Genomic DNA, 26,354 nt, shown 5'->3' with positions numbered 1-26,354 from the left:
GGCGGACACGATGCGGCGGTTTGGCGGACTGGAAGGGCTCAGGGCCTGGCTGGCGTGGACGGTGGTGTTCAGTCACATCATGTCGTTCACCGGCCTCAGCCAGTTGGTGCCCTGGCTGGCCCACGCCGTGGGGCAAGCGGCCGACTGCTCGGTCATGGTGTTCACCATCCTCAGCGGTTTCGTGATCACTCACCTGCTGTTGGCGCGGCGCGAGCCCTATCCGCGCTACATCGTGCGCCGCTTTTTGCGCATTTATCCGGTCTACGCGGTGGCCTTGCTGGCCGGCATTGGCGGCACCTGCCTGGCGTTTGACACCTTCCTGCGGCACCCCTGGGGTGACCTGACGCCCGCCACGCACCGCATGCTCATGCAGTCGGAAAGCCTGGCCAGCGGCGACCTGCCTTGGCACCTGGCCGCGCACTTGTCACTGCTGCATGGGGCCGTTTCCAGCCAGGTGCTGTACGAGTCGCAATACATGTTCCTGGGCCCGGCGTGGAGCCTGTCACTGGAGTGGCAGTTCTACCTGGTGGCGCCCTTGGTGGTGGCCTTGGCCATGCACCGCCTGGGTCAAGTTCTGCTGGTGGCTTTGGCGATGTGGGGCTATACGCTGTACACCAAGGGTGTGTTTGGCGAGTTCATGCTGCCCAGCGTGCTGCCGGGGGCAGGGCTTTACTTTGGCGTGGGCATCGCCACGCGTTTTCTGATCAAGGCCAGGGCCGACATCGCGGCCTTTCCATTGGCCCTGCTGATGCTGGTGGCTGGACTGTTGATGAACACCACGGGCACCAGCCCGATCCTGATTTGGGCGGCGTTTGTCTGCATGATGCTGCTGAACGGAAAGGCCTCTGACCTGGTCAGCCGCACAGCGCGCTGGACTTTTGCGAAAGCATTCGATTCACGGCTTGTGCGCTGGCTTGGCGAGCGCTCATACGCCACCTACCTGATCCACATGCCCATCGTGCAACTGGTGACCTGGGTGTGCGTGAGGCAGTTGGGCATGGGTTTGGTGCCGACCGGGGTGACGGTCGTGCTGGTGGCTGTGCCCGGCACCCTGATCGCCTCCACGCTCTTGCATCGGTACGTGGAGTTGCCGGCGATTCAGTGGGGGCGGCGCATGGCGTGGCTCAGATCTTCTCCGATTCCTGAAGCAACTCCTCGGCCAAGGCCCGGCACTGCTTCGCGCTCAGCATGACCCATGGCCCGGACTCGAGTTGGCCTTTGTTCTGCCCTTGGTTGAGGAAACGCAGCCTCAAACCTTTGCCGGCCACGGGGGTTGAATCCCATCCAGCGATCGTTTCGGATGAAGGGCTTTTCTCTTGAGTCATGGGGGCTTCCATCGGGAGGATGGTCCTTGGTTGCGGGAGGTCCATTGTCCTTTGGATGGGCGGGGATTTTGAGCGCGTGTGGGCGCTGAAATCATGTGCTTACATCTTGGCCTTTGGATGGCGTCATGGCGCCCTCAGTCAAATCAATGGCGGGTAAAGGCGAGCCAAGCTGGTGCGCGATGCCTAGATTCTCGGTTTTCAACATTGAATCTGGATCGTAGCCATGGCCACCCGTCAACGCAGTTTGTTGCAGCTGAGTTTCGTCATCCACGCTGTGGTTTACGTCATCGTGGTGGCCGGTTTGTGGCGCATCAACCAGACCACGTCGGCCGAGCATGACTGGGCCAGCATCGTGGCCTGGGGCTGGGGCATTGGCCTGGCCGCGCATGGCACCGTCTGGCTGATGCTCAGTCGAAAATCTCGCTGAGCCAGGATTTTTTGCGGTAGTGGCGCTGCCCCTGGGAATGGGGGTAGTCTGAATCCACGAAGTCAGGGCGACGTTGTGCTTGCCGTGCATCTGGCACGGCAGCGGCGCGCGCGGGCTCCTGCGCATTTGATCTTTCCAGCAGCTTGTCGAGTTCTCCGCGATCAAGCCACACCCCTCGGCATTGCGGGCAATAGTCAATCTCGACCCCTTGGCGCTCGGACATGGTCAAGGTGGTGTCTGGGCAGGTTGGGCACTTCATGGCGATCCTTTTTTCGGGTTCAGGATCGGCCAAGTTAGCAGCGCGGATACTTCGCGTAAATTCGAATTACACGATAGAAGTCATCGTGAAAACCGCAGATTGATGGCGCTTACCGCGATCGGCAAAAAGCCCTGATGTCGTTTTGAGCAACTTCACGGTCATATTGATCAGTGGGTTTCCCATTGCCATGCCTGACTGCGCCACTGAGCACGTCGCGGGCAAGAGCGCAGCGCGATCCATCCGTGCCGTGGTCTCTGCCGTCAGAGACCGACTGCGGGGCATTCCGAAAAGAGGATTTGTGCTGCATGTCCGCTGATGCGGCCGGCGGCACGGCGAACTTGCTTTGTGCACGCAAATAGTCTGCTGATGGGACCGACGTTTGCGGAGGTTGGGGTGCCCGCGGGATCTTCACTTCGATGGCTTTGGAGCCATTGGCATCAGCCTTTCGTTCGGAATAGTGCGTTTGCCCGGCGGCATCCACCCATTTGAAAACCTCTGCATGACTGCCGGTTGCCAAGAGAAACGACACCCATCCGATGCTGAAGAATTTTCGACCAATGCTTGAAATTTGCATGATTCAACGGTAGCCAGGCCGCCCTTCCTGGCTTTGATTTATAGAGACACCTTGGCAGTGTGATGCGGGTAGCCCCTAGGGCGCAATCACTCAAATGGGTTGTCTTGAGCCTGCTGGGCCGTTTGGTGCGCCATCCTGTTGCCTTTGTTTTGATGACGTTTCAGCCGAGAATGGCCCATGCGCCTTTCAAACTTCATCCTGGCCAATTTGGAGCCGATCTTGGCGGACTGGGTCACGTTTGCTCGCAACGAGGTTGCGGCAGCAGAAAACCTGGATGAAGAGGCTTTGCGTGACCACGGCAAGTTGATCCTGCAAAAAATGGCGGCGGACATGCACCGCCCACAGGGCGAAGACGAGCGCCAGGCCAAATCAGAAGGCAACAGCTCCCATGTTTCCACATCAAGAAACCTGCCTTCCCGCAGCCATGCCCGTCAACGCGAGCGTCAGGGCTTCGATGTCGAGCAGATGGTCTCCGAGTATCGAGCCTTGCGTGCGACAGTTCTACGGCTATGGAGCGCATGTTCCCGAGATGCACATGCTGAAGATCTGGAAGACGTGATTCGTTTCAATGAGGCGGTTGATCAAGCGGTGGCCGAGTCGTTGACCGCTTTTGTGGCCGAAGTGTCGAAAACACGAGACCTCTTTCTGGGCGTACTGGGTCACGATCTGCGTGGCCCCCTCTCCACCATCAAAAACTGTGCAGCCGTGCTGCGCGTTGACCCGAAAAATGCACGCTCCGTGGGGATGGTTCTGCGCAGCGTTGCCCAGATGAAGGCGCTGCTGGACGACCTCATGGAGTACACCGGGGATCGTTTCGGCGCCGAGCTCACCGTCAATCCGGCGCCGCTCCAACTCGATGGGTTCGTGCGGGATACCTTGGACGAGATCAGCGCGGTCAATCCCAGCTGTCTTCTTGAACTGAAGGTGCAAGGAGCGATGCAGGGCGAATGGGACTCAAGGCGCCTGCATCAGGCTTTGTCAAACCTTGTTTTCAACGCGCTGAAATATGGCCTTCCAGGCAAGCCCATCCGCGTTGCGCTGGACGGCTCCCTGCCAGGACAAATGGTGCTGACGGTCTGCAATGAAGGCCAGCCTATCCCTGCTGATGTGTTGCCCCAGATATTTGAGCCACTCGTCCGTGCGAGAGGTAAGGGTGAGGAAGAGCACGGAGATTCTTTGGCCGGTGCCAACCTGGGCCTTGGCCTGTACGTTGTGCGGCACATTGCCATGGCGCACGGAGGCAGTGTCACCGTCACGTCCGATGTGTCTGCCACCTGCTTCGAGCTTCGTTTGCCCCGGGTCAGTGGTCGGCGGTGAGTTGATCAGGGTTTGGCCGTCAGCCGAACCACGGACGTCGTGCCATTGGCTTCCCTCAGCGAGGCCAAGATGGAGCCTTGCGCATTGATCTGCCATGCAAGCGAGATGACGGCGGAATCCAAACGCATGTGCGGCATTTGAACCAGCCTAAGCTGAGCTTTTGCGGCAGGGGACTCACTGCGCCGTGGTGGTGCAGGACTTACCAGCGAGGCTGCCCATCAGGGCAGTCACCGAAGGGACCTTGCCGGCCTTGGTGGTGCCGTTCAGCGTGAACGAAGCCGTCGATTGGGCCTTGACGGCCTTATTGCTGCTCGTCGGCGTGCCAGCGCTGTCGCAGTCAAGAGAGGCAATGTGGTTGGCGAGGTGGCGGGTTTCATTCCCTCGTAAGGTGCTTCGATCGGATCATGTGTGATCCATCAATGCGTCATGCCGCCTTGTTCTGATGCACGCCAAGCCATTCAAACTTGGAGCGCGTCATGTCATTTTTCAAATCCGCCTTGCTGACAGTGCTGGCTGCGTCGGCCTTTACCGCGCATGCCACGTCCACACCGCTGTCCGCAGATGGCCAGTGGCAAGCATTCGGTGTCGATAATTTCTCCGCCGTGTCTGGTGGCACAGAGTGGATTGACAACGACTACACCAATTCAACGGGCTACGGAACGTCGCTGGACTTCAACTTCACCATCGCCGATGGTTTCGTCGGGCAGTTGACCGTGGTCGATGCCAGCATGGCTGGTGATGTCTTCAATGTGTTCAACCATGGCACGCTGTTGGGCGCCACCAGCAGCGTGCCCGTTCAGCTCTACGGCAGCGCCCCCGACATTGGCGATGACCATGACGCCGCCTTGTTGAACAGCGCCTTCAGCCGTGGCGTATTCACGCTGGGTGCCGGTAGCTACAGCATCAGTGGCGTGCTGACGCAATCCCTGATGCTCGACGACGGCGCCGGTGGCCTCAGCCCGCTCAATGCCACCTCTGGCGCCCTCAAGCTGAGCGTGAGTGCCGTTCCCGAACCCTCGACCCTGGTATTCGCCGTGCTGGGCCTGGCATGGCTGGTCTCTTCGCGCCGCACATCTTCGCGCTGACTCCTTCTCGCTGATCCACATCCACTCAGGAGTTTCAAAATGATCATCCGCACCTTGTGCGCCAGCCTGGCGTTGGCCTTCTCTGCTGGCGTCAGCGCCCAAACCACCGGCCCCAAGCCCCCATTCACCGTCAAGATCATTGGCTTCAATGATTATCACGGCAACCTGGAGACGCCGGGCACCTTCGGTGTCAACACCCTGGTGCCAACGGCCAGTCGTCCGGCGGTTGGTGGGGCCGAGTACATGGCGGCCTATGTGGCACGCATGAAGGCGAGCAATCCCTTGAACGTGGTCGTTGGCGCCGGTGACTACATTGGCGCATCCCCCTTGATTTCGGCCCTGTTCTTCGATGAACCGGCCGTGGAAACGCTCAACAAGATCGGCGTGGAGTTCAACGCCGTTGGCAACCACGAGTTCGACAAAGGCAAGGATGAGCTCAAGCGCCTGCAAAGTGGCGGCTGCAAGTTCACAGGCAGCGTGCAGGAAGCCAACAGCTGCAAGGGATTCGGCTCAGCGGCCCCTGGCACCTTCGATGGCGCCAAGTTCAAGTGGCTGTCGGCCAACGTGCTGGAAACCGCCACCGGCAAACCCCTGCTACCGGCCTACGGCGTGAAGACGTTCAACGGTGTGAAGGTGGCTTTCATCGGCATGACCCTCAAGGGTACGCCCGGCATCGTCACCCCCACGGGCGTGGCCGGGCTGAGTTTTCAGGACGAAGCCGACACCGTCAACGCACTGATTCCTCGCCTTCGTGCGCAAGGCATCGAATCCATCGTGGTGCTGTTGCACCAAGGTGGCTTTCAGAACCAAGTCACCGGTGTGCCAAACCAAGCGATCACCAGCGACATCAACGGTTGCACCGGCGACCTGAAGAACACCGACGGCACTGATTCCGACCTTCGCGCCATCGTCAAGCGCCTGGACAATGCTGTGGACCTGGTGATCAGCGGCCACACGCACGCGGCCTACAACTGCTCGGCCAACACCATTGACGTGCGCGGCACTTCGCTGAGCAATGCAGTGACCACGGCCCGCACGGCTGGCCTGCCCAACAAGGCAGGTCGCCTGGTGCCGGTGACGAGCTCCAGCGCCTTTGGCCGCGCGCTGACCGAGGTGGACGTGACCATCAACCCCAGCACGCGCGACATCGTCGCCGTGAGTCCGCGCAATGTTCTGGTGGACCGCAGTGATGCCGCCATCAACAATGCCATTGCGGCCCACCCCGAGGTCAAGAACGTGGTGAGCGCCTACAAGGCCGCCGTGTCGCCATTGGCCAATGCGGTCATTGCCACCATCACCGCCCCGATGAGCAACGGCGCCAACACGGCCGGTGAGATGGAAGCCGGTGACCTGATCGCTGACGCCCAGTTGGCCGCCACCCAACCGGCCAGCCTGGGTGGTGCCGTGATCGCCTTCATGAACGCTGGTGGCGTGCGCAACCCCGGCTTCGTCAATGTCGCAGGTACCTACCCCTATGACTTGACCTACGGCGATGCCTTCACCGCGCAGCCCTTCGGCAACAGCCTGGTGACCTTGACGCTGACGGCCCAGCAAATCAAGGATGTGCTGGAGCAGCAGTTCAGCGGCTGCAATGGCCAAACGGCCAACCGCATCATGCAGGTCTCCAATGGCCTGAAGTACACCTGGAACTCGGCCGGTACCTGCGGCACCCGCATCACCGAGGTGACACTCACCCCCACGGATGTGACGGTGACCCCGCCCGTGGTCATGGGCCCCACCGAGGTCCTGGTCCTGGGTGGCGTGGTGCACAGCCCCACCAAGACTTACCGCGTGACCGTGAACAACTTCATGGCCACCGGGGGTGACGGCTTCAGCGTCTTGGTGGGTGGCACTGCCCAGCTGGGCGGCGCCCAGGACATCGATGCACTGACCGCCTATCTGACAGGCTTCAAAATCCCGAACCCAGCCTACAACCCCGCGAGCGCCGTGCTGGCCAAGCCTCGGATCACCCGCCAGTGATCATTCGGCGCTGGCCCCTGGGGTGGGCCGTCGCGCTGATGAGCGTGGCGGCCTCTTCAACCATCGCGGGCCCAGCCAGCACTGGGGTGTCATCTGCCAGGCACCAAGCCCACGACCACCACCATGAGGTCGGCAGCACACCATCATCGCTGGCCGAGCGTCGGCGCCTGCTGGCCAAAGGCGAAAGCTGCCTTCGGACAGGGAACGTCGAGTGTGCGCGACAGGCTTTCGAGCAGGCGGCCCTTCAGGCACACGCCGCCCACATCGAGTTGGGCATCCTGCGCACTCACATGCAAGCCGGTGAGTACCGCCAGGCACTCGGCTTTGCGGCCCACACCGCCGGTGTCCATGCTGACGAGGTGGAGGGCCGGGTGTTCTACGCCTGGCTACTGAACCTTGGCGGCCAGGTGTCCATGGCCGAGCAGACGCTCAAGCAAGCCGAAGCCAGTGAGCCTGATCACCCCATGGTGAAGGAGGCGCGCCAACGCTTTCAGACAGGTGCGCTGTTGGCAGACGGTGCCTTGTTGTCCCTGCCCGCCCGCTTGGCACCTTTTGCCACGGGCGTGACAGTGAGTCGTGACGCCAGGACCGTCGGCACCGCCCTGCTGCTGGCAGATGGACGCCATGCGCTGGCACCGCGTGCCGCTTTGCCATCTTCTGGCTCAATCTGGGTGCGCAATGGCCTGGGGCAGACCGTCGCGGCTGTGATGGATGAACAGGACGAGTCTCTTGGGCTGGTGTTGCTGACACTGGTGCAGTCCTTGCCCGTCGCAGGGAGAGAGCTCGTGGCACCACGAGATGCTTTCCCCGGCTCGCCCGCCTTTGCCTTGGACTATCAGAAAGACGGAACTGGACGACCTGCTTGGCCAGTGATGCGGCCGGGTTTTCTTGGCATGCCTGTGGCCGGTACTGCGCCAAGTGTGCGGCGCCTGGGTATTGAGTTGCCGGGCCATGGCCCTCGCGGCGGGCCAGTGTATGACCAGGGCGGACGTTTGGTCGGCATGGCGCTGGGGCAGGGCGGTGAAGGTGCCGTGGGCTTGCCAAACGCGATGGCGGCCGATCGCATGATCTTGATTGGCGCCTTGCGCCAACGGTTCGGCGAACGCTTTGGCGTCCAGTCGGTCGAATCGAAGCCCATCCCGAGCGGGACAGATGAGTTGTACGAGCGTGCGATGAAGTCCAGCTTGCAGGTGCTCGTTGCATCGCCTTGAGCAACGCACGGCAAAGTCCGCTCATTTGATCAGGCTCCTTGTGCATGTCAGGATGATGAGCATCTGGAAGTTGCTTTCGATGTGGGCACGATTGAGGCGCAAGGAAGAAAACCTTCGATCTGCGAACTGGAAATCGAGTTCAAGTCAGGCGAAGCACTCGCGGCCCCTCAAAATGCCATCCCTGTCGCCAAGGCATTGGAGGTCAGCGCATCGTGACCAAGAGTCGATGACCACAATTTGCATCCATGCTTGCTGGCCGCAGGCGCCCCTGAAGTGCACTCTTGGCCAGCACCTTTGACTGGGGCGATGGCTCCCCGCCAGGCGGTTCGCGGTCGGTTGGCTGTCGGCCAATCAGGTCCACACAGCTGAAAATTTCCGTAAGGCCTTGAAAAGAATCAGCAATTCCGACAGATTTTGGAGCTAACCTTTTTTGACGCCGTGGGTTGATCAGATCATGGCGTATGGGGCGTTGTAATTGATTTGTCACATATCGCGTGAAGAATGATCCGTCATGCCTACGCGCTCAATTGAATAGACACATGAGCATAGGTTTTGCGAGAAGGTGTTGTGCACCCGTGAGAAGTCATTGCGAACGCAACATATGGCGTCATTCAACCAATGCACTGGAGCAGTGAACATGAATCAGCCAATCATTTCGCGCACGAACACGGTCTTTCGCCGCACCGCCAAAGGGCAAGCTGCCGCAATGCCTTCCATTGCTCCGCCAATGGACCAAGATCATCGGCGGCTTCTGCTCCTGGTCAACGGTTTCACCTCGCTTGATACCTTGAGTGAAATTTGTCCATTCAGTCAGGGGCCAGAGCATGTCGCCTTGGCATTGCAGGCCTCAGGGTTGATAGAAGAGGCCGAGGCAGCCCATCAGATCGTCTCAATGCATTCCCCGTGGCGCCTGCCAAGTCAGTAGGAAGCTTCAGCCTCGGGCATGGGCGTTGATAGGCCACAGCTTGCTGCACAAGATGCTCCAGCAGTTAGCACTCAAGCTTGATACCGCGGTTCGATGAACCTGTCATGAAAGCAACTTGGGTCGGAGTGATTCTGATAATGGCTGCCTGCTCTTTGGCGGGCTTTCCCAAGTCGGTCTTGGCGGGGTTGCTGGCATTGTTGGCTCTGGCAGGTCTGGCTTCTTGGGGGCGGCAGCATGAGCAACGAAGGCGCGAGACCGCACGCATGCTCGACAAGGTCTTTGAAGCAAGGGCTCGGCAAGCGAATGATCGTGACCGATCTTTGACAAGCGGATTTCAATCTTCGACCTTCTCCAATTAGGCGCGCGCGTCTCCCCAGCGCAAGGTGGTGCTTTCATCACCGTGGTAAGTGGTATGACCATGGCGGCCCACACAATATTGAGGTGAGGCAATGACCTCGTTGAAGATGACGCCTTCACTCAAACGCGTGTATTCAAACAAGGTGCTTCTCACCACGGTGCTGTTCTTGCGCAAGTTGCAACCGTGTCCAATCCAGCTTGGGCCTTCTATCGTTACACCTGCCTCCAGGCAGGAGCCGGAGCCGATGTAAACCGGTCCAGTGACGTTGACGGTGGCCCAGTCTATGCGCGTGTTCAGGCCAACCCACACGCCAGGCCGAACCTCTGTTCCAGGCATCCGCATGTCGGCAATTTCTCCCCGCAGCACACGCTGGCACACGGACCAGTAGTCACTGACACGGCCGATGTCAATCCAGTTGAAAGTTCGACGCTGCGCATAGAACGGCAAGCCTTGTTCAGCCAACAAGGGAAACAACTGGCTGCCAATGTCGAACTCCACACCAGGTGGCACGATTTCCAGAATGGCAGGCTCGAAAATGTAGATCCCGGTGCTGGCCAAGTTTGATTTGGCTTTTCCGGTCTTGGGTTTTTCCTGGAAAGAAGTGACCTTGCCTTCACGGTCAGCCACCACGATGCCGTAGTTGCTGACCTGATCTTGCGGTACCTCCAAGGCCACCACACTGGCCATGGCCTTCTTGTTCCAGTGTTCGCTCAGCGCCGCATGGATGTCCAAATCGATGATGGCATCGCCGCACAACACGATGGTGGTCTCGTCAAAGAACCCACTGAAATCCTGGATCTTGCGCATGCCTCCAGCTGATCCCAGCGGTTTGGGCATGATCTCGCCGTGCTCACGAACTCCTTCGTAGGAGTAGCCTATTTCGACGCCCCAGCGGTGTCCATCGCCGAAGTAGTTCTCAATCTTCCAATGGTTGGAAGACACGTTCACCATGATCTCCTTGACCCCGTAGCGAGCCAAAAGCTCGATGAGGTACTCCAGAACGGGCTTGCCGAGGATCGGAACCATGGGCTTGGGGGTGCGCTTGGTCAGAGGGCGGACACGTGTGCCCTGTCCGGCAGCCAGGATCATTGCTTTGGTCATGTCACTCTTGGTCTGGTTCATGCAGATGCATGCTGCGCATCAGACCTGAACTTGGCGTCAACTTGGTGACAGGGCGCCGCTCTTGCTGCGATCAAAGCGGCCCAGCGGGGCTGATGCTCGACGTGGAATTTTTGAAACCGACCGTCTCATCATCGACAGCCTTCTGCACCGCCTTGAAGAAGCCCTCGCGTGCCGCAGCGGCCACCGGGTCCCGCGCGCCGCCAGCCCAGTTGGCGTTGGTGACGATCACGAGCTTGCGCTTGGGGTCGATGAAGATGCCTTGGCCGAAGATGCCGCGCGCCATGAAGCTGCCATCGGCCAACGTCCACCACTGATACCCGTAGCCGCGCTCAGGTTGGCCGATGCCCACACGCGTGCTGGTGGCCTCGGCCAGCCAACCTTCAGGCACGATGCTTTGCCCGTTGACGCGGGCGCCGTTGGCGATGAACAGCCCAAAGCGGGCGAAGTCTCGCGCGGCGGCCTGGATGCAGCAGCCGCTGATCTCTTGCCCCGTCTTGCTGAGGATCCAGGTGGCTTGTTGCTCCATGCCAGCGGGGCCCCAGATCTTCTCGGACAGGTAGGTGGCCAGCGGCTTTTTGACTGCCTGAGCGAGCAGGATGCCGATCAGGTTGGTCTCGCCGGTGCTGTAGTGCCAGCGCGTGCCTGCGGGCACATCGCGTGGCAGGCGGCGCATGTAGCTCACCAGCGCATTGACGCCTTCTTCCGGCTTGTGGTTGTTGAAGCGTGCCACATCGGAGCTGGGGTCGGCATAGTCTTCGTTCCAGCGGACGCCCGAGGTCATGGTCATCAACTGCCGCACGCTGACATCGTCATACGCCGAGCCTTTCATCTGCGGGATGTAGTCGGTGACCTTGTCATCCATGCTTTTGATGAAGCCGTCGCGGATGGCCGCGCCCACCAGGGTGGACGTGACCGACTTGGCCACTGAGAAGCTCGTCCAACGGCCGCTGGCATCGAAGCCCAGGCCGTAGCGCTCCAGGCGCACCTTGCCGTCGTGCAGCACGATGAGGGCGGCGCTGCGCTGGCCAGCCATGAAGGCATCGACGTCCAGGGGCAACTTCAGTGGTGGGCCTGGGGGCAGCGCCAATGGGGTGATGCTGGCGGGGACGACGTGTGATTTGGCGAGGACGGGCAGCCGGTCCAGCGCGCGGAAGCCGGCGTCGCGTTGGGCTTGGGTCCAGAACAGGACGTTGGCGTTGGTGGGCAGCGTGGCCAGGAGGGCGCGGGTTTCCTTGTCCAGGGAAAGCCAGCCAGCGGTTGCGGCCATGGCGATGGCGGCCAGGAAGGTGACGGCGAAAGTCTTGAGTTTCATTGAAGGTGGTGTGTTGGTGCCGATGCGTATTTGTGCCATGCGCCGGAGTCAATTCAGGGTATCAGCAGGCCATCATCCAGCAGTTGTTGAATGATGTCAGCTTGCCGAATGTCGCGCCGTCATGCGACCAGTCGCCGAAGTCACTACATGCTCAAAACGGGGGGCGTTGGTCAGCACTGACGCCCTGACAGCTTGCACAGGCCAGAGGTCGTCTTCATCGTCTGAGAAGCGGAATGGGGGGGGCGTCACCTTCTGGCTGACGACGCATTGGTTTCATCTTTGTTCAGGCGGCAGATCCTTGATGGGGGCGGAAAACACGAGGTGATTGTCGATATTCACCGGCCGGTGCTTGACTGTCGTGCTGGCTGGGTACTTCCCGAGGAAGTTTTCGTTTTTCCAATTCTTCGAGGGGCGAATCGGTCTCTGGACGAAGCCACCGCCGCAGTTTGGGCAAACATTACGAAGAACCGTTGTGGCGCAAGTTGCGCAGAACGTGCATTCAAAACTGCAGATGCGTGCTTCGGTCGAGTTCGCTGGAAGTGCGCCATTGCAGTGTTCGCAAGTCGGGCGAAGTTCTAGCATTGTTGCTCCCTGTGGATGTCTGAGGTTTGCGTGGATGAACGCAAGTGCGTTGATCATGCTTCATCGGCCATCCTAGTTCGGTTTCCGAACCAGCAAAGAAAAACGCCTCCAACATCGCTGCGTGAGGCGTTTCCGATTTGTGCACACCTCGCAGGTGCTGACTTTTTCTATGTCTGCGTCAATGGCGTATCGAGTTCCTTCCTGGCTGCAGTGTCCGAACCCACCTCAGGCGGTTCAATCTTCCTTAACCACGACTGAGCACAGTCCACCGTCGTGCCCACGGCGCCATATTCGCTGATCAAGCCTTCACCCTCGACCTTCCAGATGCGGCCATGCTCACTGTGTTCCCCACGCAGGCACACGACGCGAACCTTCTTGCCCACGTTCGGGCCCTTGGTGCCCAGGGCACCTTCGATGATTTCGGCGTGGTCGCCAGCTTGGATTGGTTTCATGAAAGCTTCCTGACGAATTCTGATTTCAGTCCCATCGCGCCGATACCGTCGATCTTGCAGTCGATGTCGTGATCGCCCTCGGCCAGACGGATGTTCTTGACCTTGGTGCCGACCTTGACCACGAGCGAAGAGCCTTTGATCTTCAAGTCCTTGATCACCGTGACCGTGTCGCCGTCTTTGAGTTCATTGCCGTTGGCATCGCGGATCACGCGGATGTCATCAGGTGCCGACGACGCGCTGGTTGCTGCTGACCACTCGTGTCCGCACTCAGGGCAGATGAGCTGATTGCCGTCTTCATAGGTGAAGGCGGACTGGCACTGAGGGCAGGCGGGCAGGGTGCTCATTGGGAGGTCCATGCGAAGGGGGGAAAGAAAAACGCCCCAAACATTGCTGCTTGAGGCGTTCTCAAATTTGGCTCCTCGACCTGGGCTCGAACCAGGGACCTACGGATTAACAGTCCGGCGCTCTACCGACTGAGCTATCGAGGAATATGTCGGTTCAATTGGGCTGCTTGGCTTGCGCGTTGCAGTGATCAATCGAGAACGAAACTATAGCAGTTTTTCAGGCGACTCAGCAAGTGCGCGCGTTTTTTTGCGCATTCACCTCAGAAGTCAGCTTGTACCGACGCCGTCACCGTGCGCCTGGCCAGCGGAAACAGGTAGGCGTGGTTGAACTGCAGGGGCGCCTCACGCCAGGCCCGGGTGTCGAACAGGTTCTTGATGCCCAGGCGCCAGGTCAGCGCGCCTTGCTGGCGCCAGCCTTGCACGTAGCGCAGCCCCGTGTCCACGCGGGACCAGGCGGGGATGCTGATGCTGTTGTCCTCCAGCACCATGCGGCGGCCTTCGTGCACCAGTTGGCCTTGCAAGGTCAGGCCCTGGAGCATGGCAACCTTGTAGTCGGCCGACAGCTTGAAGGTGTAGTCGGGCACGTTGACGGGCTGCTTGCCGTTGAGTTGGGCGTTGGCGCTGCCTTGGCGTTCAGCGTGCAGCAACATGGCGCTGGCGTTCAGATCCCAGGGGCCCCAATGTGATTGAAGCTGACCTTCCAGCCCGGTGTGTACCGCCTGGCCGTCCAGGGTGTAGGTGGGGTCGGGCAAGGTGTTGATGGTGCCTGCCTGGGGGCGGTGGATCTGGAAGGCGTTGAGTGCCCAACCCCATTCGGTCTCCTGGCCTTTGACGCCGATTTCGAACTGGCGGCTTTTCTGGGCGGGCAACGGTTCCCCAGCATTGGCATAGGCAGCGAAAGCTGGCGTTGTGTCGGGGGCATTGGGGGATTCCACGCCTTCGCCCCAACTGGCGTAAACCTGTCGCTTGGGTGCAAAGGTGTAGCCCAAGGCCGCCCAGGGCGTCGTGAAGGTCTGCTCGGCGGTTTTGCCGGCCAAGCTCTGTGTGCTCAACGCCACGTAGCGGTGCAATTGGGTGTGTCGCAATCCCAGCCATGCGTGCCATTGATCCGACAAGGTGATGGCGTCGCTCACGGACAGCTCGGTGTTCTTGAGGTGACGAATATGCTGAGCCGTGGTGATCAGCGGGTTGCGTGCATAGGGGCCGAACTCGCCTGAGATGTTGCCCGGACCGGACAGTGGATTGAAAGCCGAGGAGTTCAGGTCAGTGCGTTGGCTGGTACGAAGGGCTGCAAGGCGCAGCGCATGGGCCGTGCCGCCGACCTTGATCGGCTTGCTTTGCAGTGCAATGTTCAGTGCTTGGCTGATGCGCTTTTCTGCTTCGCTCTGGTAGTCGTAGACGTCGAATGTGCCATCGCTGCAATAGCTGGCGAGCGAGCTCCCGCAACCAAAGGGGAACACAGTGCGGTCGTCGCTGTACAGCTGCTGGATGCCGTAAGTGGTGGTCAACCCCCAATCGGCGTTCAACTGCGAGGTCCAACGCAGGGTACCGGTGGTGGCTTCCATCACCACGGGCATGGCCCAGGGCTGGTGGTTCAAGTTGATGTCGGGGTTGATGGTGTTGGCAGCGGGCAGGGTGCCGCCCAGCAGGCTGAAGCCTGGCACGCTGGCCTGCTGGCGGCGGCTGCGCTCGATTTCAAACTCAAGCAGGTTGCTGGTGTTCACGCGCCAGTCGGTGGCCAGGGCCAGCAGGTGGCGTTTGCCGTCAGCGTAGCGCTCGTTCGGGTCCAGGTGCTCATAGGCGGCATTCAGGCGCAGGCCGAAGGCCTGGCCCACGCCAAATCGCTCGGACAGGTCCACCGCGCCCAACACGCTGCTGCCCCCGGTGAAAGCCAACGTGGCGGAGCGCACATGGCCGGTTGGCCGTTTGACGAGGTAGTTCACCAAGCCGCCCGGCGAGCTGACGCCCGCCTGCATGCCGCTGGTGCCCTTGAGCACTTCAATGCCATCCTTGTTGTCCAGCGGGATGCTGGTCTCCGCGATGATGGGCAGGCCTTCGCGGCGGTAGTTGTAGGCGTTGTCCAGCGTGAAGCCGCGCACCGACAGGAAGTCCCAATAGCCCTGCGCGTTGTACGAATCGCTGATGCTGGCGTCCAGGCTGGTCAGGTCCGACAGGCGCTGCACGCCGTTGTTCTTCAGCGCGGTGCTGGAAAAGGTTTGCGCCTGCATCGGCAATTGCCAGGCGGGCGTGTCGCCAAAGCCGGTGATGCTGGCCTGGTTGACGCGCGGGCTGGTGGCCTTGACCGTGACCGTGGGCAAGGCCTCGGCCGACGTGTCGGTCTGGGCGTGGGCCGAGCCCACCGTGGAGCAAACCAGTGAGGCGAGCAGGGTGAGTGCGGCGCCACTGGGGTGGCGCGCTTGATTTGTTTTTTGCAGCATGGCGTACGACAGAGAAAAGAACTAGGCCAGGCCCAGCCGCTGGTGCAGCAGGGTGCTGGTGGTGGTGTATTGCAGGTGTTGGGGCTGGTCGGGCTTGAGTTGCGCAAGCGCGTGGTGTGCCGCCAACGTGGCTTCGTGAAAGCCGCACAGCAGCAGGCGTTTCTTGCCCGGGTAGGTGTTGATGTCACCCACGGCGTAAATGCCCTTGACCGAGCTTTGATAACCGTCGGGCGACACGCTGACCTGCTTGCGGTCAAGCTGGAAGCCCCAATCGACCAGCGGGCCGAGCTTGGGGCTCAGGCCCAGCCTGATCAGCAGGTGGTCCAGGGGCAGGGCGTGGGTCGCGCCATCAGCGCCCAGGCATTGCAGTGCGGTCACGCGGCCGCCTTGCAGATCTGCGCCCGAGGGCAGGCCCAGGGCCAGTTTGACCTGGCCTTGGGCGATCCAGGCGCGCACGCGGGCTTCTTGCTCGGGCGGGGCCTGGAACTGGTCGCGGCGGTGCAGCAGGGTCAGGCTGGCAGGGCGGGCATCGGCAGGCCCGTCCATCAGGGCTTCAACGGCCGTCAAGGCTTCTTCGCCCCCACCGGCCATGACCAGGTGCTGGCCCACCCAGGGTGCCGCGCTCAGGGCTTCAGGCAAGTGGTAGTGAACATTGGCTGCGCCATCCAGCGCCGCCACGTTCAGGGTGCGGGGCACGAAGGCGCCAGCACCCGCCGCCACGAACACGGCGCGGCAGTGAAACTGCAGGCCTTGTTGTGTGGCGATTTCAAAGCCGCCATCGGCCAATGGCTGGACGCTGGCGACCTGGTCATTCAAGTGCAGGTTGGCGATCTGGCCTGAGGCCGGGTCGCGCGGCAGAAATGGCCTGGCCTGGGCCAGCAGCAACTGCGCCAGTTCACGGCCGGTGCACACGGGCACGCCAGGCACGTCGTAAATGGGCTTGTCGGGGTACAGCGCCACGCATTGGCCGCCCGCTTCAGGCAAGGCGTCGATCACGTGGGTGTTCAGGCCCAGCAGGCCCAACTGGAACGCTTGGAACAGGCCCACCGGGCCTGCGCCAATGACGATGGTGTCGGTGTTGATCACCGCCACGATCAGCGGATCAACTGATCCAGCTTGTCGGCCTTGTCTTTCCAGTCATCGGCCTCGGGCAAGGGGGCCTTGCGCTTGGTGATGCTGGGCCAGCCCTTGGCCAGGTCGGCGTTGATCTTGATGAACTGCTGCTGGTTGCCGGGCACGTCTTCTTCGGGAACGATGGCGTTGACCGGGCATTCGGGGATGCAAACGGCGCAATCGATGCATTCATCGGGATCGATGACGAGGAAGTTGGGGCCTTCGCGGAAGCAGTCCACCGGGCACACGTCCACACAGTCGGTGTATTTGCACTTGATGCAGGCTTCGGTGACGACGTGAGTCATGACGATCTCTTGTAAGTTGAATTTCGGGAACGAAGGTTGGATTTTACGGGTGCGCGCCAGCGTCCCCGCAAATCGGCAGATGGGTCAGGGGTTCGTCGGGCAGGGCGGTGGCACCTGCCCCCACGATCACTAGGGTAGGGCGGCCGGCGTGCGTGTCGCTCGCCTGGTCCAGCGAGCCCACAGTGTGAACGGTGTGGCGCATGTCGGGCCAGCCAGCGCGAGAGACCACGCTGACGGCAGTATCTGCAGGCCAGCCCGCGTCCAGCAGGCCTTTTTGCAGAGGATCCAACTGGCGGCCGGCCATGTAGAAGACTTCAGTATCAGCACGTTGGCCGGGGCCCATGCCGCATTGCAACTCGCCGGTGCGCGTCATGGCCGTGGTGAAGCTGACGCTGCGGCCAGTACCACGCCGGGTCAGGGGGCGCTGGGTGGTGGCGGCGGCGGCCAGGGCCGAGGTCACGCCAGGCACCACTTCGCTGGCGATGCCGGCAGCGCGCAGGGCGTGGAGTTCTTCTTCCAGGCGGCCAAACAGGCTGGGGTCACCGCCTTTGAGCCGCACCACCAGGCCTTGATCGCCATGAGCGGCGCCCACGGCCAGGGCATGCTCCACCAACAATTGGTTGATGCGCGTCTGGCCATTGAAGTCGCTGCCCGGCTTGCCCGAGAAGCCGCGCTTGCCCACATCGACCCACATGGCCTGGGGGGCCAGGCCTTGCAAGGCAGCATCGGCCAAGGCGTCGAACAGCACTACCTGGGCTAGGGCCAGCAAGCGCGAGCCCCGCACGGTGATGAGGTCGGCCTCACCCGGCCCCGCGCCAATGAAGACGACGCGGGCGGCTTGGAGTTGCAGGGCCTGCTGTGGCGACGACATCGGTGTCAGGCGGCCTTGACCAGCAGCGCGCCGCTGGTGCGGTTGGTGGTGGGGTCGACCACGATCAGGGCGCCGCCAATGCGGTTGTCCAGGTAGGGCTCGATCGGCAGCGGCTGCTGCGTGTGGATCTGCACGCGGCCGATCTCGTTCACGGCCAGTTGTTCGGCCGGGTGGTCTTCCAGGGTGTGGATGTCCATGCGGCTGTCGATGGCGGTGATGCGGGCCTGCACCCAGCGGTTGCCGTGGCGCACCCAGTACTTGCGGCCGACCACGGCGGGCTCGGTGTCCAGCCAGGCCAGGGTGGCGGTGAACTGGTCAGCGGGCTTGATGGCGCCGGGTGTGGCCAGCCAGTCGCCGCGCGAGATGTCGACCTGACGGTCCAGCACGATGCCGGCCGATTGGCCTGCCTCACCGCTGGCCACCACTTCGGCGTTGTAGCGCACCTCGGCGACCACAGCGGTTTCGCCGCTGGGAAAGGCTTGCACAGCATCACCCGCCTTGACCGAGCCGTGGGCGATGCGGCCCCAGAAGGTGCGTGGCTGGTGGCCAGTGCCTTCGCCTTCACGGGTAACGTACTGCACGGGTTGCAGCAGGGCGCCGTCGTGGCGCTCGTCGGTGGCGGGCAGGCACTCCAGCAACTGCAGCAGCGTGGAGCCGGTGTACCAGGGCCAGTTGGCGCTGGGGGTGGTCACGTTGTCGCCGCGCAGGGCCGACACGGGGATCACGCCTTTCACGGCGATGCCGGCTTGTTCGGCAAAGGCGCGCAGCGAGGCTTCAACGCTTTCGAAAGCCGTTTGCGTGTCTTGCTCGATGGCATCCAGCTTGTTGATGGCGAACACGATGTTCGGCACGCGCAGCAGGTGGGCCAGCAGGCTGTGGCGGCGCGTCTGAGCCAGCAGGGGCACGGGCGAGGCCTTCCAGTCGATCTTGGTGATGTCCACCAACACCACGGCGGCATCACTGCCCGCAGCGGCCGTCACCATGTTGCGCGTGTACTGCTCATGGCCAGGCGCGTCGGCGATGATGAACTTGCGCGTCTTGGTGGCGAAGTAGCGGTAGGCCACGTCGATGGTGATGCCTTGCTCGCGCTCGGCTTCCAGGCCATCGGTCAGCAGCGACAGGTCGATGGGGGCGCCAGCGGCGCGCTTTTCCAGCGCATCCAGCTGGTCGGCCAGGATGGCGCGGCTGTCGAACAGCAGGCGGCCAATCAGGGTGCTCTTGCCATCGTCCACGCTGCCTGCGGTCAAAAAGCGCAGGGCCTGGTGTTCGATCTGTTCTTTGGCGTGGCAATCAATCACGGGGGTGCTCATCAGAAATAACCTTCTTTCTTGCGGCGTTCCATCGACGCTTCGGACGTGCGGTCGTCCATGCGGGTGGCGCCGCGCTCGCTCACGGTCACGTGCAGGGTTTCGGCCACGATGTCGGCCGGGTTGATCGCGTCGCTTTCAACGGGGCAGGTGCAGGTCATGTCGCCCACGGTGCGGAAACGCACGTCGACGGTCTCGACGGTTTCGCCTTCCAGTGGGGGCGTCACGTCGGTCAGGGGCACCAGCAGGCCCTTGCGGCGCATCACCTGGCGGGGGTGCTTGAAGTAGATGTTGGGCAGCGGGATCTTTTCGCGCTCAATGTAGAGCCACACGTCCAACTCCGTCCAGTTGCTGATCGGGAAGGCGCGGAAGTGCTCGCCCGGCTTGATGCGGGTGTTGAACAGGTTCCACAATTCCGGGCGCTGTTCTTTGGGCTGCCATTGGCCGAAGCTGTCGCGGTGGCTGAAGATGCGCTCTTTGGCGCGCGCCTTTTCTTCGTCGCGTCTAGCCCCACCCATCAGGCAGTCAAAGCGCCCTTCTTCAATCGCTTCAAGCAAGGTCACTGTTTGATGGCCGTTGCGCGATTCCAGCGGGTAGGCCAGGCGCACGGTGCCCTTCTTGATGGACTCGTCCATGTGCGCCACGATCAGGCGCTCGCCCATCTCGGCAATGCGGCGGTCGCGGAACTCGATCACTTCGGGGAAGTTGTGGCCGGTGTCCACGTGAAGCAGCGGGAAGGGCAATTTCCCTTCGAAGCCGCCACCTTCCTTCTTCATCTTGAAGGCTTTTTCAGCCAGGTGCAGCACCACGCACGAGTCCTTGCCGCTGGAGAACAGCAGGGCAGGGCGCTCAAAGGTGGCGGCAACTTCGCGCAGGATGAAGATGGCTTCTTCTTCCAGCGCGTCCAGGTGGCGGTGGTCAACATCCGCCAGCAGTTGGTTCACATTCACGGGGGCATTCATATCGTGGGTCTTGACTTGGGTTCTTTGGAATCAACTCAATTCGGCGGGCGGATGAGGCTGGACACGATGGGCGGCAACTCTTCGGCCACGTTGTCTTCGTGGACGTGCAGGCCGCATTCTTTGGCTTTCTCGTCTTCCCACCACCAGCGGCCGGCGCGGAAGTCTTCGCCGACAGCGATGGCGCGCGTGCAGGGTGCGCAGCCGATGCTGGGCATGAACTCGTCGTGCAGCGGGTTGTAGGGCACCTTGTGCAGCGACACGTAGTGCCACACATCGCCCCAGGTCCAGTCGATCATGGGGTTGTACTTGGCGCGCCCCTTGTCGTCTTCTTCACGGGCCAGCATGCCGCCTCGGTTGTTGGACTGTTCGCGGCGCAGGCCGGTGATCCAGGCTTCGCGGCTGGCCAGCATGCGGCTGAGGGGCTCCAGCTTGCGGATGCCGCAGCAGGCCTTGCGCAGGTCGATGCTCTCGTACATGGCCTTCTCGCCGTTCTTGCGAACGAACTCGATGGCCACCTCGGCCACGGGCTGGTAGACCTCGACCTTCAAGTCGTACGTGGACTCGATGGTGCCGATCATGGCCACCGTCTGCGGGTGCAGCATGCCGGTTTCCAGCGTGCCGATGGCGATGTCGATGTGGTGGCGCGCGATCAGGTCGGTGACGATCATGTCTTCGACCCCCAGGCTGGTGGCCTGGACGACCTTGCCCGGGTGCTCGGCCGCTGCGGCTTTGAGCAGCGCGACCGTGGCCGCGAGCTTGGCCTCGAAGTCGGGGCTGGCCTTGGCGTACAGGGCGATGGCGCTCATCGTGCGAACACCGGCTTGGTTTGCTGCACGTCGCCCTGGTAGTGGCCACGCGCGGCGAAGAAGCCCAAAGCGCGCTCGGCGGCGGCACGTTCCTGGTCATGGCGCAGCACCACGGCGTCCACGCCCGAGCGTTGCAGCAGCGGCATCATGTCGACCAGCACTTCACCGGTGGCGCGGATCTGGCCCTTGAAGCGGTAGCGCGAACGCAGGATGTGAGCCTGGCTGTAGGCGCGGCCGTCCACCCACTTGGGGAACTGCAGCACCACCAGCGAGAGCTTGTTCACGTCGCACTCGAGCACTTCGATGTCGGCATCGTTGGGGAAGATCACGCCCACGGCCTTGTCGGCCGGCCATTGCTCGCGCACGGCGTGCCATTGGCCCAAAGTCAGCAGGCTGTGGTCCACCTTGGGTGGGTGAGAGATCGGGCCGTCTTCGCCGCCGGCCGTGCGCCACTGGTCGTGGTGGGTGTCGATGAATTTCATGGCGTTTCCTCAGGCGGCTTGCTTGGCAGTGCTACGGCGCACGGCGTTGGCGGCGCTTTTGAATGGGTCCAGGCCCACGCGCTGCACCGTGTCGATGAACTTTTCGTTGGCTGCGCGCTGGCCGCGGTAGGTTTCGATCACGGCTTCGATCACGTCGGTGACTTCATCGGCCGCGAACGAGGGGCCAATGACCTTGCCCACGGCGCTCAAGGGCGCGTGGCTGGAGCCGTCCGAGCCGCCCAGGGTGATCTGGTACCACTCGCTGCCGTCCTTGTCCACACCCAGGATGCCGATGTGGCCGCTGTGGTGGTGGCCGCAGGAGTTGATGCAGCCGCTGATGTGCAGGTCGATGTCGCCGATGTCGTACAGCTCGTCCAGGTCCTGATAACGCTCGATCAGGTCGTTGGCGATGGGGATGGAGCGGGCGTTGGCCAGGGCGCAGAAATCGCCACCGGGGCAGGCGATCATGTCGCTCAGCAGGCCGATGTTGGGCGAGGCGAAGCTGGCCGCTTTGGCCGCTTCCCAAAGTGCGAACAGGTCTTCCTCGCGCACCCAGGGCAGCAGCAGGTTCTGGTCGTGCGTGACGCGCAACTCACCCTGGCTGAACTGATCGGCCAGGCCGGCGGCCTTGTCCATCTGGTCGTCGGTGGCATCGCCGGGGGCCTGGCCTACGCGCTTGAGCGACAGGGTCACGGCCTTGTAGCCCTTGACCTTGTGGGCGTGGGTGTTGCGCTCCAGCCATTTGGTGAAGGCCACGGGTACATCGGCCGGGGCGCCGTTGCCGGCGGCATCGTGCGCGACCACGCCAGAGGGCTGCACAAAGCTGGCCGACACGCGGTCCAGCTCGGCCTGCGGAATGATGTGAGAGGCGCCATCGACGTCGCGGCTGATGATCTGCTTGAACTCCTCTTCCACTTGGTCGAAGAACTTCTGCCCTTCGGCCTTGACCAGGATCTTGATGCGCGCCTTGTACATGTTGTCGCGGCGGCCATAGCGGTTGTAGACCCGCACAATGGCTTCGATGTAGATCAGGATCTGCTGCCAGGGGATGAACTCGCTGATGGTGCTGCCGGTGATGGGCGTGCGGCCCATGCCACCGCCCACCAGCACCTTGAAGCCGACTTCACCCGCGTCGTTGTGGCGCAGGTGCAGGCCGATGTCGTGCCAGTAGGTGGCCGCGCGGTCCTCCTTGGCGCCATTGACGGCGATCTTGAACTTGCGCGGCAGGAACGCGAACTCAGGGTGCAGGGTGGACCACTGGCGGATGACTTCGCAATAGGGGCGCGCGTCGATGATTTCATCGGCCGCCACACCCACGAGCGCATCGCTGGTGATGTTGCGGATGCAGTTGCCCGACGTTTGAATGCCGTGCATGTTGACCTGGGCCAGCAGGTCCATCACGTCGGCGCTCTTGGTCAGCGGGATCCAGTTGTATTGCAGGTTCTGGCGCGTGGTGAAGTGCGCGTAGCTGCGGTCGTATTCGCGCGAGATCTTGGCCAGTTGGCGCAATTGCACGCTCGACAGCTCGCCGTAAGGCACGGCCACGCGCAGCATGGGCGCATGGCGTTGCACGTACCAGCCGTTTTGCAGGCGCAGCGGACGGAACTCGTCGTCGCTGAGCTTGCCGGCCAGGTTGCGGTCCAGCTGATCGCGGAACTGCGCCGCGCGTTGGCGGACGAACTGTTTGTCAAATTCGGTGTACTGATACATGGCGTCTACCCGGTGGTGAGCCCGGATGTCAATGTGTCAAAAAAATGCGGATATGTCGCGCGAGTGGACTTCTTGGGACAGGTCAGGTGGACAGCAAAACCTTGCGAGCGGCCAACAGGAGGCAGATACAAAGCGCAAAACGCGTGATTGTCTCAGGCAAATGCTTGGTCAACTTGGCCCCCACCCATATCCCGGGGAGTGAACCCATCAACAATTCGATCAAAATCACCCAATTGACGTTGCCCAGCGAGGCGTGGCCAATGCCGGCCACGATGGTCAATGGCACGGCGTGTGCAATGTCGGTGCCCACTAACTTGCGTATGTCAAGCCGCGGATACAGCAGCAGGATCAAGGTGGCGCCCACGGCCCCCGCCCCGATCGAACTCAAGGACACCAGCACGCCCAGGATCAAGCCGCAGATCACCGTCAGGGCAGGTTGCCGCGCAGGGGTGATCCAGCGCTCCAGCCAGATGCCGACCTTGGACCACACGGGCCGAAATGCCACGGTCACGGCGGTCAGCACCAGGGCAATGGCCAGGGCAAACGACAGCATGTTGTCGCCGCTTTTGCTGATGCCCACCATGTGCATGTAGGCCAAGGTGGCAATGGCGGCAGGAATCGAGCCCGAGAGCATCAATTTCGTGATGCGGTAATCAACGTGATCTTCGCGGTGGTGAGCGATCGATCCTGACACCTTGCTCAGGCCCGCAAACCACAGGTCGGTGCCAATGGCCACCGCCTTGTCCAGGTGGAAGACGGAAATCAGCAGCGGCGTCATCAAGGATCCACCTCCAACCCCAGTCAGCCCCACAATCACGCCCACGCCCGCGCCAGCGGCCACGGCAGTCCAGTCAAAAATCATGAAAACGACAGCTTTCCGGGTGAGACTGTGTATAGCAGTCTGGTGAATGAGGCCGAACTGTAAAAAACTTCTATATAAATGAGAAGAACAATTTTGAATTTTGCTTATGCTTCTGTGGAATATGGCGTTGGACGCGTTCTTGGGCGCGTTCTGTCTGCGGCGCTGATCCTGGTTCTGGCGGCCTGCTCCACCAGGCCACCCGCACCGGCTCCGGTGGCTCAAGCGCCCGTGTTGGCGCCGGTGGTGATCAAGCCGCTGCCCAAGCCCCCAAAGATTGGCCTGGCGCTGGGCGGCGGCGCGGCACGTGGTTTTGCCCACATCGGGGTGCTGCAGGTGCTGGAAGAGCAGGGCATCAAGCCTGATCTGGTGGTGGGCACCTCGGCGGGCAGCCTGGTCGCGGCCATCTATGCCGCTGGCAAAACACCGGCTGAACTCGAATCCATGGCCATGACGCTGGACGAGTCCACCATGACCGATTGGGTGTTTCCGGGCCGGTCGGTGATGAAGGGCGAGGCGCTGGCCAAGTTCGTGCGCGGCCACACCGCAGGGCGGCAGATTGAGCAGATGGCCTTGCCTTTGGGCATTGTTGCCACCGATTTGAACTCCGGGCAGCCCATCCTTTTCCGCCGAGGCGATCCGGGCACCGCGGTGCGGGCCTCCAGCTCGGTGCCCGCGGTGTTCACACCCGTGCGCATCGCCGGGCGTGAGTATGTGGACGGCGGCCTGGTCTCGCCCATCCCGGTGAAGTACGCCCGCCAGATGGGCGCCGACCTGGTGATCGCGGTGGACATTTCGGCGATTCCGGAAGGCCAGCCGACCAAAGGCGCGGTGGACATCCTGCTGCAGACCTTCAACATCATGGGCCACAGCATCAGCCAGTACGAGCTGCAGGATGCCGACGTGGTGATGCGGCCCAGGTTGTCCGGCATTGGCGGTGGTGATTTTGGCAATCGTCGCCTGTCCATCCTGGCCGGGCGAGAGGCCGCCTTGAGCGTGCTTCAGCAGCTCAAGGAAAAGATCGCCGTCAAGACCCGCTGATGGGCTTCACTTTGCCGTGCCGAAGGGCTGGCCCGTCACTTTGACGCCCGCTTTCAGCCCACGCTTGCTGAACCAGCCTTTGTTCATTTCCAGCACGTAACGCACGGGTTTGGCCGAGCAATGGGGCTCGAGCGTTTCGGGCTTCATCTCGTCCAGGTTGACGATGGTGCCGTCGTCGGCGATGAAGGCCACCGACAGAGGGATCAGCGTGTTTTTCATCCAGAAGCACTGCTGACCAGCCCGCTCGAACACGAAGATCATGCCGTCATTGGGCCCCATGCTGGTGCGGTGCATCAAACCAATTTCGTGCTGCTTCGGGGTCATGGCCACCTCGGCCTTGATGCTGTGGAAGGTGATGCCCAGCATCACGGTGGGCAGTTGCTGCGGCCCGTCCTGGGCCAGGGCTGGCACGCAGGTCAGGGCGCTGAGCCAAAGGGCCGTGGCAGCTTGCCGGGCGGCCGTCTTCATGAAATCGATCATCAAAATGGTGTGTCCTGGTTGGCACGCAGCATGCACTGGTGGAGGCGGCTGTGATTATTGGCAGAAAAGCACTGGCTTGCGAGTTGCTTCTTTTTAACGTGCTGGCCAAGGGGCTCGCGTAGAATTCTCAGCACACGCTGCCGACATCCATGGCAGTGTTTTAACGGAAACGCCAAACGCGGAGACGACAATCATGTTCCAGCACATCAAGGTGCCCGAAGGTGGGCAAAAAATTTCGGTCAACCCGGACTTTTCGCTCAATGTTCCCCATAACCCGATCATTCCCTACATCGAGGGTGACGGCACCGGCTTCGACATCACGCCCGTGATGATCAAGGTCGTGGATGCGGCCGTTGAGAAATCGTATGGTGGTCAGCGCAAGATCCATTGGATGGAGATCTACGCTGGCGAGAAATCCACCAGGGTTTATGGCCCCGACGTGTGGCTGCCTGAAGAAACCCTGAAGGTCCTGAAGGACTACGTGGTGTCCATCAAGGGCCCGCTGACCACGCCCGTGGGCGGTGGTATCCGCTCCCTGAACGTGGCCCTGCGCCAAGAGTTGGACTTGTACGTCTGCCTGCGCCCGGTCACCTACTTCAAGGGTGTGCCTTCGCCCGTGAAAGAGCCGCACAAGATCGACATGGTGATCTTCCGCGAGAACTCGGAAGACATCTACGCCGGCATCGAATTCGAAGCCAAGAGCGACA

28 protein-coding genes and 1 tRNA gene are annotated in these 26,354 nt (G+C 61.8%); 9 read left to right on the top strand and 20 right to left on the bottom strand.

Translation table 11 applies throughout. The annotated features are described in order from the left end of the window. Positions 1-10 precede the first annotated feature (10 nt). Positions 11-1,192: an acyltransferase gene (locus Q7V20_RS06190; protein WP_304788269.1), complete on the top strand. Its 1,182-nt coding sequence runs from the start codon at positions 11-13 to the stop codon at positions 1,190-1,192. Between the two features lie 356 nt (positions 1,193-1,548). Further along, positions 1,549-1,752, top strand: coding sequence for a 2TM domain-containing protein (locus Q7V20_RS06185; RefSeq protein ID WP_230179680.1), 204 nt, complete (start codon positions 1,549-1,551; stop codon positions 1,750-1,752). Here the strand turns inward: Q7V20_RS06185 and Q7V20_RS06180 are convergent. Continuing rightward, entirely contained in the window at positions 1,733-2,011 is a 279-nt protein-coding gene (locus tag Q7V20_RS06180) for a zf-TFIIB domain-containing protein (protein ID WP_304788266.1), read from the bottom strand. The genes Q7V20_RS06185 and Q7V20_RS06180 overlap by 20 nt on opposite strands. Positions 2,012-2,120: 109 nt before the next feature. After that, positions 2,121-2,585 (bottom strand): DUF4124 domain-containing protein, encoded by a 465-nt coding sequence (locus Q7V20_RS06175; RefSeq protein WP_304788264.1) that lies wholly within the window; start codon positions 2,583-2,585, stop codon positions 2,121-2,123. Between the two features lie 177 nt (positions 2,586-2,762). On the opposite strand from Q7V20_RS06175, the gene Q7V20_RS06170 reads away from it, so the two are divergent. After that, entirely contained in the window at positions 2,763-3,902 is a 1,140-nt protein-coding gene (locus tag Q7V20_RS06170) for a sensor histidine kinase (protein WP_304788262.1), read from the top strand. Positions 3,903-3,907: 5 nt separating this feature from the next. Here Q7V20_RS06170 and Q7V20_RS06165 read toward each other — a convergent pair whose 3' ends face one another. Next, entirely contained in the window at positions 3,908-4,030 is a 123-nt protein-coding gene (locus Q7V20_RS06165) for a hypothetical protein (protein ID WP_304788260.1), read from the bottom strand. 348 nt (positions 4,031-4,378) lie between these two features. Between Q7V20_RS06165 and Q7V20_RS06160 the strand changes: the two genes are divergently transcribed. From Q7V20_RS06160 to Q7V20_RS06145, 4 genes are all read left to right on the top strand, one after another. Beyond that, the gene (locus Q7V20_RS06160) at positions 4,379-4,987 is read left to right on the top strand and encodes a PEP-CTERM sorting domain-containing protein (RefSeq protein ID WP_304788258.1); all 609 of its coding nucleotides are present in this window, start codon (positions 4,379-4,381) and stop codon (positions 4,985-4,987) included. Between the two features lie 39 nt (positions 4,988-5,026). Beyond that, entirely contained in the window at positions 5,027-6,967 is a 1,941-nt protein-coding gene (locus tag Q7V20_RS06155; protein ID WP_304788256.1) for a bifunctional UDP-sugar hydrolase/5'-nucleotidase, read from the top strand. Then, positions 6,964-8,178, top strand: coding sequence for a hypothetical protein (locus Q7V20_RS06150; RefSeq protein ID WP_304788254.1), 1,215 nt, complete (start codon positions 6,964-6,966; stop codon positions 8,176-8,178). Before Q7V20_RS06155 ends, Q7V20_RS06150 begins: the two co-directional genes overlap by 4 nt. A gap of 637 nt (positions 8,179-8,815) precedes the next feature. Then, a complete protein-coding gene (locus Q7V20_RS06145; protein ID WP_304788252.1) occupies positions 8,816-9,103 on the top strand; it encodes a hypothetical protein in 288 nt (95 codons plus the stop codon). Positions 9,104-9,458: 355 nt separating this feature from the next. Here the strand turns inward: Q7V20_RS06145 and Q7V20_RS06140 are convergent, their stop codons facing one another. The 16 genes from Q7V20_RS06140 to Q7V20_RS06065 form a co-directional block, all read right to left on the bottom strand. Further along, positions 9,459-10,550 carry an NDP-sugar synthase gene (locus Q7V20_RS06140; RefSeq protein WP_304788321.1) on the bottom strand — a complete coding sequence of 364 codons (1,092 nt, stop codon included), beginning with the start codon at positions 10,548-10,550 and terminating at the stop codon, positions 9,459-9,461. A gap of 103 nt (positions 10,551-10,653) precedes the next feature. Then, a complete protein-coding gene (locus Q7V20_RS06135) occupies positions 10,654-11,934 on the bottom strand; it encodes a serine hydrolase (RefSeq protein WP_304788250.1) in 1,281 nt (426 codons plus the stop codon). A 234-nt stretch (positions 11,935-12,168) separates the two neighbouring features. Next, entirely contained in the window at positions 12,169-12,477 is a 309-nt protein-coding gene (locus Q7V20_RS06130; protein WP_304788319.1) for a DUF1272 domain-containing protein, read from the bottom strand. Between the two features lie 167 nt (positions 12,478-12,644). Further along, positions 12,645-12,929, bottom strand: a complete 285-nt coding sequence (locus Q7V20_RS06125) for a hypothetical protein (protein ID WP_304788249.1) — start codon at positions 12,927-12,929, stop codon at positions 12,645-12,647. After that, a complete protein-coding gene (locus Q7V20_RS06120; RefSeq protein ID WP_304788247.1) occupies positions 12,926-13,273 on the bottom strand; it encodes a zinc ribbon domain-containing protein YjdM in 348 nt (115 codons plus the stop codon). The genes Q7V20_RS06125 and Q7V20_RS06120 overlap by 4 nt, the downstream gene beginning before the upstream one ends. 68 nt (positions 13,274-13,341) lie before the next feature. Then, positions 13,342-13,417: transfer RNA gene (locus Q7V20_RS06115), tRNA-Asn, on the bottom strand. Between the two features lie 116 nt (positions 13,418-13,533). Next, on the bottom strand, positions 13,534-15,711 hold the full coding sequence (locus Q7V20_RS06110) for a TonB-dependent siderophore receptor (RefSeq protein WP_304788245.1): 2,178 nt from the start codon (positions 15,709-15,711) through the stop codon (positions 13,534-13,536). A 21-nt stretch (positions 15,712-15,732) separates the two neighbouring features. Continuing rightward, positions 15,733-16,803, bottom strand: coding sequence for an NAD(P)/FAD-dependent oxidoreductase (locus tag Q7V20_RS06105; protein ID WP_370652415.1), 1,071 nt, complete (start codon positions 16,801-16,803; stop codon positions 15,733-15,735). Between the two features lie 2 nt (positions 16,804-16,805). Further along, positions 16,806-17,129 (bottom strand): ferredoxin FdxA, encoded by a 324-nt coding sequence (gene fdxA, locus Q7V20_RS06100; protein ID WP_304788244.1) that lies wholly within the window; start codon positions 17,127-17,129, stop codon positions 16,806-16,808. A 43-nt stretch (positions 17,130-17,172) separates the two neighbouring features. Next, complete coding sequence (cobA, locus tag Q7V20_RS06095) at positions 17,173-18,000, bottom strand: uroporphyrinogen-III C-methyltransferase (protein WP_304788242.1); 828 nt, start codon at positions 17,998-18,000, stop codon at positions 17,173-17,175. A 5-nt stretch (positions 18,001-18,005) separates the two neighbouring features. Further along, a complete protein-coding gene (locus tag Q7V20_RS06090) occupies positions 18,006-19,310 on the bottom strand; it encodes a sulfate adenylyltransferase subunit 1 (RefSeq protein ID WP_304788240.1) in 1,305 nt (434 codons plus the stop codon). Next, entirely contained in the window at positions 19,310-20,269 is a 960-nt protein-coding gene (cysD, locus tag Q7V20_RS06085; protein WP_230182419.1) for a sulfate adenylyltransferase subunit CysD, read from the bottom strand. The genes Q7V20_RS06090 and cysD overlap by 1 nt, the downstream gene beginning before the upstream one ends. A 35-nt stretch (positions 20,270-20,304) precedes the next feature. Then, positions 20,305-21,075: a phosphoadenylyl-sulfate reductase gene (locus tag Q7V20_RS06080; protein WP_304788237.1), complete on the bottom strand. Its 771-nt coding sequence runs from the start codon at positions 21,073-21,075 to the stop codon at positions 20,305-20,307. Beyond that, positions 21,072-21,557, bottom strand: a complete 486-nt coding sequence (locus tag Q7V20_RS06075; RefSeq protein WP_230182421.1) for a DUF934 domain-containing protein — start codon at positions 21,555-21,557, stop codon at positions 21,072-21,074. The genes Q7V20_RS06080 and Q7V20_RS06075 overlap by 4 nt, the downstream gene beginning before the upstream one ends. A 9-nt stretch (positions 21,558-21,566) precedes the next feature. Beyond that, positions 21,567-23,267: a nitrite/sulfite reductase gene (locus Q7V20_RS06070; protein ID WP_304788233.1), complete on the bottom strand. Its 1,701-nt coding sequence runs from the start codon at positions 23,265-23,267 to the stop codon at positions 21,567-21,569. 82 nt (positions 23,268-23,349) lie between these two features. After that, positions 23,350-24,129 (bottom strand): sulfite exporter TauE/SafE family protein, encoded by a 780-nt coding sequence (locus Q7V20_RS06065; RefSeq protein WP_304788231.1) that lies wholly within the window; start codon positions 24,127-24,129, stop codon positions 23,350-23,352. Positions 24,130-24,222: 93 nt separating this feature from the next. On the opposite strand from Q7V20_RS06065, the gene Q7V20_RS06060 reads away from it, so the two are divergent. Further along, positions 24,223-25,167, top strand: coding sequence for a patatin-like phospholipase family protein (locus Q7V20_RS06060; protein WP_304788229.1), 945 nt, complete (start codon positions 24,223-24,225; stop codon positions 25,165-25,167). A 6-nt stretch (positions 25,168-25,173) separates the two neighbouring features. Here the strand turns inward: Q7V20_RS06060 and Q7V20_RS06055 are convergent, their stop codons facing one another. Next, on the bottom strand, positions 25,174-25,647 hold the full coding sequence (locus Q7V20_RS06055; RefSeq protein ID WP_304788227.1) for a DUF192 domain-containing protein: 474 nt from the start codon (positions 25,645-25,647) through the stop codon (positions 25,174-25,176). Between the two features lie 190 nt (positions 25,648-25,837). Here Q7V20_RS06055 and Q7V20_RS06050 point away from each other — a divergent pair. After that, a partial coding sequence (locus tag Q7V20_RS06050) for an isocitrate/isopropylmalate family dehydrogenase (RefSeq protein WP_304788315.1) occupies positions 25,838-26,354 on the top strand: 517 nt, incomplete at its 3' end.

The sequence above is a fragment of the Aquabacterium sp. genome, from assembly GCF_030652515.1.
Taxonomy (GTDB): domain Bacteria; phylum Pseudomonadota; class Gammaproteobacteria; order Burkholderiales; family Burkholderiaceae_C; genus Aquabacterium.
Note: the sequence above shows the minus strand (reverse complement) of the source record. Positions and strands in the feature narration are given on the sequence as shown.

Excerpts from the sequence above, each read along its gene's own strand:
- Q7V20_RS06190 (WP_304788269.1), top strand. The coding sequence starts at position 11 with ATGCGGCGGTTTGGCGGACTGGAAGGGCTCAGGGCCTGGCTGGCGTGG.
- Q7V20_RS06185 (WP_230179680.1), top strand. The coding sequence starts at position 1,549 with ATGGCCACCCGTCAACGCAGTTTGTTGCAGCTGAGTTTCGTCATCCAC.
- Q7V20_RS06180 (WP_304788266.1), bottom strand. The coding sequence starts at position 2,011 with ATGAAGTGCCCAACCTGCCCAGACACCACCTTGACCATGTCCGAGCGC.
- Q7V20_RS06175 (WP_304788264.1), bottom strand. The coding sequence starts at position 2,585 with ATGCAAATTTCAAGCATTGGTCGAAAATTCTTCAGCATCGGATGGGTG.
- Q7V20_RS06170 (WP_304788262.1), top strand. The coding sequence starts at position 2,763 with ATGCGCCTTTCAAACTTCATCCTGGCCAATTTGGAGCCGATCTTGGCG.
- Q7V20_RS06165 (WP_304788260.1), bottom strand. The coding sequence starts at position 4,030 with ATGCGTTTGGATTCCGCCGTCATCTCGCTTGCATGGCAGATCAATGCG.
- Q7V20_RS06160 (WP_304788258.1), top strand. The coding sequence starts at position 4,379 with ATGTCATTTTTCAAATCCGCCTTGCTGACAGTGCTGGCTGCGTCGGCC.
- Q7V20_RS06155 (WP_304788256.1), top strand. The coding sequence starts at position 5,027 with ATGATCATCCGCACCTTGTGCGCCAGCCTGGCGTTGGCCTTCTCTGCT.
- Q7V20_RS06145 (WP_304788252.1), top strand. The coding sequence starts at position 8,816 with ATGAATCAGCCAATCATTTCGCGCACGAACACGGTCTTTCGCCGCACC.
- Q7V20_RS06140 (WP_304788321.1), bottom strand. The coding sequence starts at position 10,550 with ATGATCCTGGCTGCCGGACAGGGCACACGTGTCCGCCCTCTGACCAAG.
- Q7V20_RS06135 (WP_304788250.1), bottom strand. The coding sequence starts at position 11,934 with ATGGCACAAATACGCATCGGCACCAACACACCACCTTCAATGAAACTC.
- Q7V20_RS06130 (WP_304788319.1), bottom strand. The coding sequence starts at position 12,477 with ATGCTAGAACTTCGCCCGACTTGCGAACACTGCAATGGCGCACTTCCA.
- Q7V20_RS06125 (WP_304788249.1), bottom strand. The coding sequence starts at position 12,929 with ATGAAACCAATCCAAGCTGGCGACCACGCCGAAATCATCGAAGGTGCC.
- Q7V20_RS06120 (WP_304788247.1), bottom strand. The coding sequence starts at position 13,273 with ATGAGCACCCTGCCCGCCTGCCCTCAGTGCCAGTCCGCCTTCACCTAT.
- Q7V20_RS06110 (WP_304788245.1), bottom strand. The coding sequence starts at position 15,711 with ATGCTGCAAAAAACAAATCAAGCGCGCCACCCCAGTGGCGCCGCACTC.
- fdxA (WP_304788244.1), bottom strand. The coding sequence starts at position 17,129 with ATGACTCACGTCGTCACCGAAGCCTGCATCAAGTGCAAATACACCGAC.
- cobA (WP_304788242.1), bottom strand. The coding sequence starts at position 18,000 with ATGTCGTCGCCACAGCAGGCCCTGCAACTCCAAGCCGCCCGCGTCGTC.
- Q7V20_RS06090 (WP_304788240.1), bottom strand. The coding sequence starts at position 19,310 with ATGAGCACCCCCGTGATTGATTGCCACGCCAAAGAACAGATCGAACAC.
- cysD (WP_230182419.1), bottom strand. The coding sequence starts at position 20,269 with ATGAATGCCCCCGTGAATGTGAACCAACTGCTGGCGGATGTTGACCAC.
- Q7V20_RS06080 (WP_304788237.1), bottom strand. The coding sequence starts at position 21,075 with ATGAGCGCCATCGCCCTGTACGCCAAGGCCAGCCCCGACTTCGAGGCC.
- Q7V20_RS06075 (WP_230182421.1), bottom strand. The coding sequence starts at position 21,557 with ATGAAATTCATCGACACCCACCACGACCAGTGGCGCACGGCCGGCGGC.
- Q7V20_RS06070 (WP_304788233.1), bottom strand. The coding sequence starts at position 23,267 with ATGTATCAGTACACCGAATTTGACAAACAGTTCGTCCGCCAACGCGCG.
- Q7V20_RS06065 (WP_304788231.1), bottom strand. The coding sequence starts at position 24,129 with ATGATTTTTGACTGGACTGCCGTGGCCGCTGGCGCGGGCGTGGGCGTG.
- Q7V20_RS06055 (WP_304788227.1), bottom strand. The coding sequence starts at position 25,647 with ATGATCGATTTCATGAAGACGGCCGCCCGGCAAGCTGCCACGGCCCTT.